Genomic DNA, 4,075 nt, shown 5'->3' with positions numbered 1-4,075 from the left:
GGCGCGGAAACTGGCGCGACGACTGGCGCGCCGGCTCGGTCCGAGTGCCAGCGACGCTTCCCGGCTCGTTCCCACTGCGGCTCGCAAGCAGCTCGCTCAGCCGCGCGGCCGGATCATCGGTGGTCAGGCATTGCAGCAGGCCGATGCCGTTCTCGCTGGTCACCTCACGCACGCGCCGATGATGTTGCGCCAGCGCGCGGGCATACCGCTCGCGCCCGCCACGCGAGCGGGTATCGAGGACCGCCCGTTGCCGCCCGTCGCTGATCCCGTAGCAACCCGGCGGCGGCGGCGCCAGCTCGAGCGGATCGAGCAGTTGGATCGCATTGACATCGCTGTGCTGGGCCAGGCGACTGAGATGATGCTTGCTGTCGGCATCGACGCGATAGAAATCCGAGAGCAGGAACACCAGGCTGCCGGGCCGCGCGACCCGACGTAGCCGCATCAGCGCCGCGCTCAGACCGCCGTTGCCGTTGCTAGTGTCATTGCTAGTGCTGTTGCCATTGCTAGTGCCATTGCCATTGCCATTTCCAGTGCTATTGCTAGTGCCATTGCTCTCTCTAGCCGGATGCGCGCCGGCCTGTACCAAGGCCCGGATCAGGCGCATCTGACCACGGCGCCCGCCTGCCGGCGACAGCTCTTGATGGTGTCCTCGGTCACCGGCAGTCCGGTCACCGACAGGCCCGCCGTTGGCATCGGCGAACAACAGCGCGCCGATACGATCGCCGTGGCCAATCGCCGACCAGCCGATCAAGGCCGCCAGGCGTGCCGCCTGCACCGACTTGAACACCCCGCGCGTGGCGAAGAACATGCTCGCGCCGAAGTCCACCAACACCACCACCGGCCGCTCGCGCTCCTCGTCGAAGACCTTCACATGCGCATGACCGCTGCGCGCGGTGATGCGCCAGTCCATGTTGCGGATGTCGTCGCCCGGCTGATAGTGGCGCGACTCGCGATAGTCCATCCCGCGACCATGGAAGCGCGAGCGATGCGCGCCCGCCAACGCCGAACGCGCGCTCTGCGTGCGCGCCGGACGCAACCGCTCGCCAGAAGCGCGCAAGGCCACCAGCTCATCGGCATCGACGCGATAAACACGCTCATCGTCGCTCAGGCTCACCCTCATGACTCCAATACCCACTCCGATTCCAACGAAGGTTCACAGCGCGCCGCCCACCCAACGTCACCCGTCACTCTTCTCCCTGCTCCCTGCTCCCGTCAAACCATCGGCACCCGGCGGATCAACTGCTCGACGAAGGCATCCGGCGTCAGCCCCTCGGTCTCGGCCGCATAGCTGAGCAGGATGCGATGGCGCAACACATCGTAGGCGACCGCATGGCAATCATCGGGCGTCACATAGTCGCCGCCCCGCAGCCAGGCGCGCGCGCGGGCACAGCGATCCAGCGCGATGGTCGCGCGCGGACTGGCGCCATAGTCGACCATGCGCGCGAGACCCTGGTCATAGGGCGCCGGGTCGCGGGTGGCCAGCACCAACTGCACCAGATATTCCTCCAGGTTCTCGGCCATGTGCAGGTCCATCACCTCGCCGCGCGCCGCGAAGACCTGCTCGCGGCTGATCATCGGCGGCGGATCGGCCTGCTGGCGCCACTGTCCGCGCGCCTCGGCGCGCGCGATCGCGAGGATGGCGCGCTCGGTCTTCGGGTCCGGGTAGTCGACCCGCACATGCAGCAGAAAGCGATCCAGCTGCGCCTCCGGCAGCGGATAGGTGCCCTCCTGCTCGATCGGGTTCTGGGTCGCCATCACCAAGAACGGCTCCGGGAGCGGATAGGTGCGCCCGCCCACCGTGATCTGGCGCTCGCCCATCGCCTCCAGCAGCGCCGACTGCACCTTGGCCGGCGCGCGGTTGACCTCATCGGCCAGCACCAGGTTGTGGAACAGCGGCCCGCGCTGGAACTGGAACTCGCCGGTCTCGGGGCGATAGATATCGGTGCCGGTGAGATCGCCCGGCAACAGGTCGGGGGTGAACTGGACGCGCTGGTAATCGCCCTCGATGCGCAATGCCAGTTCCTTGATCGCGGTGGTCTTGGCCAGCCCCGGCGCGCCCTCGACCAGCAGATGGCCATCGGCGAGCAGCGCGATCAGCAGCCGTTCGATCAGCGCCTCCTGGCCGACGATGCGCTCGCACAGGTTGGCGCAAACCTGCGCAAACGCCTGCTGCGCCGCGCTGCCTGGCGCTGATGCCCCATCGCTTGTCGCCATCGCTTCATGCTCCTCATCGCAGACGTGGGTTGAACTCGGTCGGTGCCCGAGGATAGAGGCTCAGGCCTTACCGGCAACGTAACCGAAGATTACCAACCGTTAAGGGTCCACCGCCTATGGACAAGCGACACATGGTCGCCGACAGCCCGAGCGGGTCGCCAACAGAACCTCCGGCGCGCCCCGGCGATCTGTCGCTATACTGCAAGACTCCCTGCCGATAAGCTCCCGAGACTGGATCTCTTCGTCAATGTCCATTCAAGACCTCTACGACACCGATTTTTACGCCTGGGCCAACCGCCAAGCGTCACTCCTGAGATCGGGCCAGCTCGAGCAAGCCGACATCGCGCTCATCGCCGAGGAGATCGAAAGCATGGGTAAAAGCGAGTTGCGCGAACTCGAAAACCGTCTCGCAGTGCTATTTTCCCATCTCCTCAAATGGCGTTTTCAACCCAGCCGACGCAGTCGCAGCTGGGAACTCACCATCAAAGAGCAGCGTCGTCGCCTGCGCCGCCACCTTGCTCAGAATCCGAGCTTGCGGCATCGGCTCGAACAAGCACGCGAGGATGCCTATGGCGACGCCATCCTCGCAGCAGCCAGCGAAACCGGGCTCGCCGAAGAGAGCTTCCCGACTCAGTGTCCGTTCACGCCCGAGCAGACCCTCGATGACAATTGGTGGCCGAGCGAAGCCTGGACAGCCGATCGGCAACCGCCCCAGGGGTGATACCATCGGCGCGTCCGCACGAGCTGGAGACTGACCATCATGGCGCCCACTGATCCCCGCTGCGATCTCATCTACGCCATCGAGCGCTGGGGCGAGGGTTATTTCGAGATCGGCCCCGGCGGCCATCTCTGCGCCCGCCCGCATCCCGACGCCGACACCCGCATCGACCTGGCGCGGCTCGCCGAGCAGTTGCGCGCTGCCGGGCTCTCCTTGCCGGTGCTGGTGCGCTTCGACGACATCCTGCGCCATCGCGTGCACCGCCTTCAGGACGCCTTTGCCGCCGCCATCGCCACGCACGGCTATCAAGGCACCTACCGGCCAGTCTACCCGATCAAGGTCAACCAGCAACGCAGCGTGGTGCGGGCGCTGCTCAGCGCCGGCGGGCTTGGGCTGGAGGCCGGCAGCAAGCCGGAGCTGATGGCGGTGCTGGCGCTGGTGCCGTCCGCTCAACCCGTCATCTGCAACGGCTATAAGGATCGCGAATACATCCGGCTTGCCCTCATCGGCCAGCGTCTCGGATTGACCGTCCATCTCGTCATCGAGAAACCCTCGGAACTCGATCTGGTGCTGGAAGAGGCCGCGCGGCTTGGCATCGAGCCAGCGCTCGGCGTCCGCGTCCGCCTTGCCGCGGCCGCCGCCGGCAACTGGCAGAACAGTGGTGGCGACAAGGCCAAGTTCGGACTCTCGGCGAGCCAGCTGCTGGCGCTGATCGAACGCCTGCGCGCCGCCGGCAAACCGCACTGGCTGCATCTGCTGCACGCGCATCTGGGCTCGCAGATCCCGAGCCTCGACGACATCCGCACCGGTGTCGCCGAACTCGGTCAGTTCTATGCGGCACTGCATGCGCTTGGCGCCGAGCCGCGCATCCTCGATCTCGGCGGCGGGCTCGGGGTCGACTACGAAGGCAGCCGCACCCGCGCCTACTGCTCGATGAACTATCGGGTCGAGGACTATGCCGAGGCCATCGTCGGCACCCTAGCGAGGGTCTGTGCCGAACACGCACTGCCCGAGCCGGACCTGATCACCGAATCCGGCCGCGCGCTCACCGCCCATCACGCCATGCTGATCACCGATGTCGTCGATCGCGAGCGGGCGAGCGAGGGCGCGCAGCACCAAGGCTCGCCGGTCCCATTCGAGCCA

Annotated in this window: 4 protein-coding genes; 2 read left to right on the top strand and 2 right to left on the bottom strand. The window is 66.7% G+C overall.

Features of this window, described 5'->3' with window-relative positions; genetic code table 11:
• Nucleotides 1–1,114: DUF58 domain-containing protein (locus tag ACLFQI_RS12150; protein ID WP_410759689.1), on the bottom strand; the 1,114-nt coding region annotated here is incomplete at its 3' end.
• A gap of 98 nt (nt 1,115–1,212) precedes the next feature.
• Nucleotides 1,213–2,214 (bottom strand): AAA family ATPase, encoded by a 1,002-nt coding sequence (locus tag ACLFQI_RS12145; RefSeq protein WP_410759687.1) that lies wholly within the window; start codon nt 2,212–2,214, stop codon nt 1,213–1,215.
• Nucleotides 2,215–2,461: 247 nt separating this feature from the next.
• On the opposite strand from ACLFQI_RS12145, the gene ACLFQI_RS12140 reads away from it, so the two are divergent.
• Together ACLFQI_RS12140 and speA are read left to right on the top strand one after the other, a co-directional pair.
• Nucleotides 2,462–2,935, top strand: coding sequence for a DUF29 domain-containing protein (locus ACLFQI_RS12140; protein ID WP_410759686.1), 474 nt, complete (start codon nt 2,462–2,464; stop codon nt 2,933–2,935).
• 39 nt (nt 2,936–2,974) lie between these two features.
• Nucleotides 2,975–4,075: biosynthetic arginine decarboxylase (gene speA / locus ACLFQI_RS12135; RefSeq protein WP_410759684.1), on the top strand; the 1,101-nt coding region annotated here is incomplete at its 3' end.

It is taken from the genome of Halochromatium sp. (genome assembly GCF_046541315.1).
Lineage (GTDB): Bacteria > Pseudomonadota > Gammaproteobacteria > Chromatiales > Chromatiaceae > Lamprobacter.
This window is presented reverse-complemented; position numbering and strand designations above follow the sequence as displayed.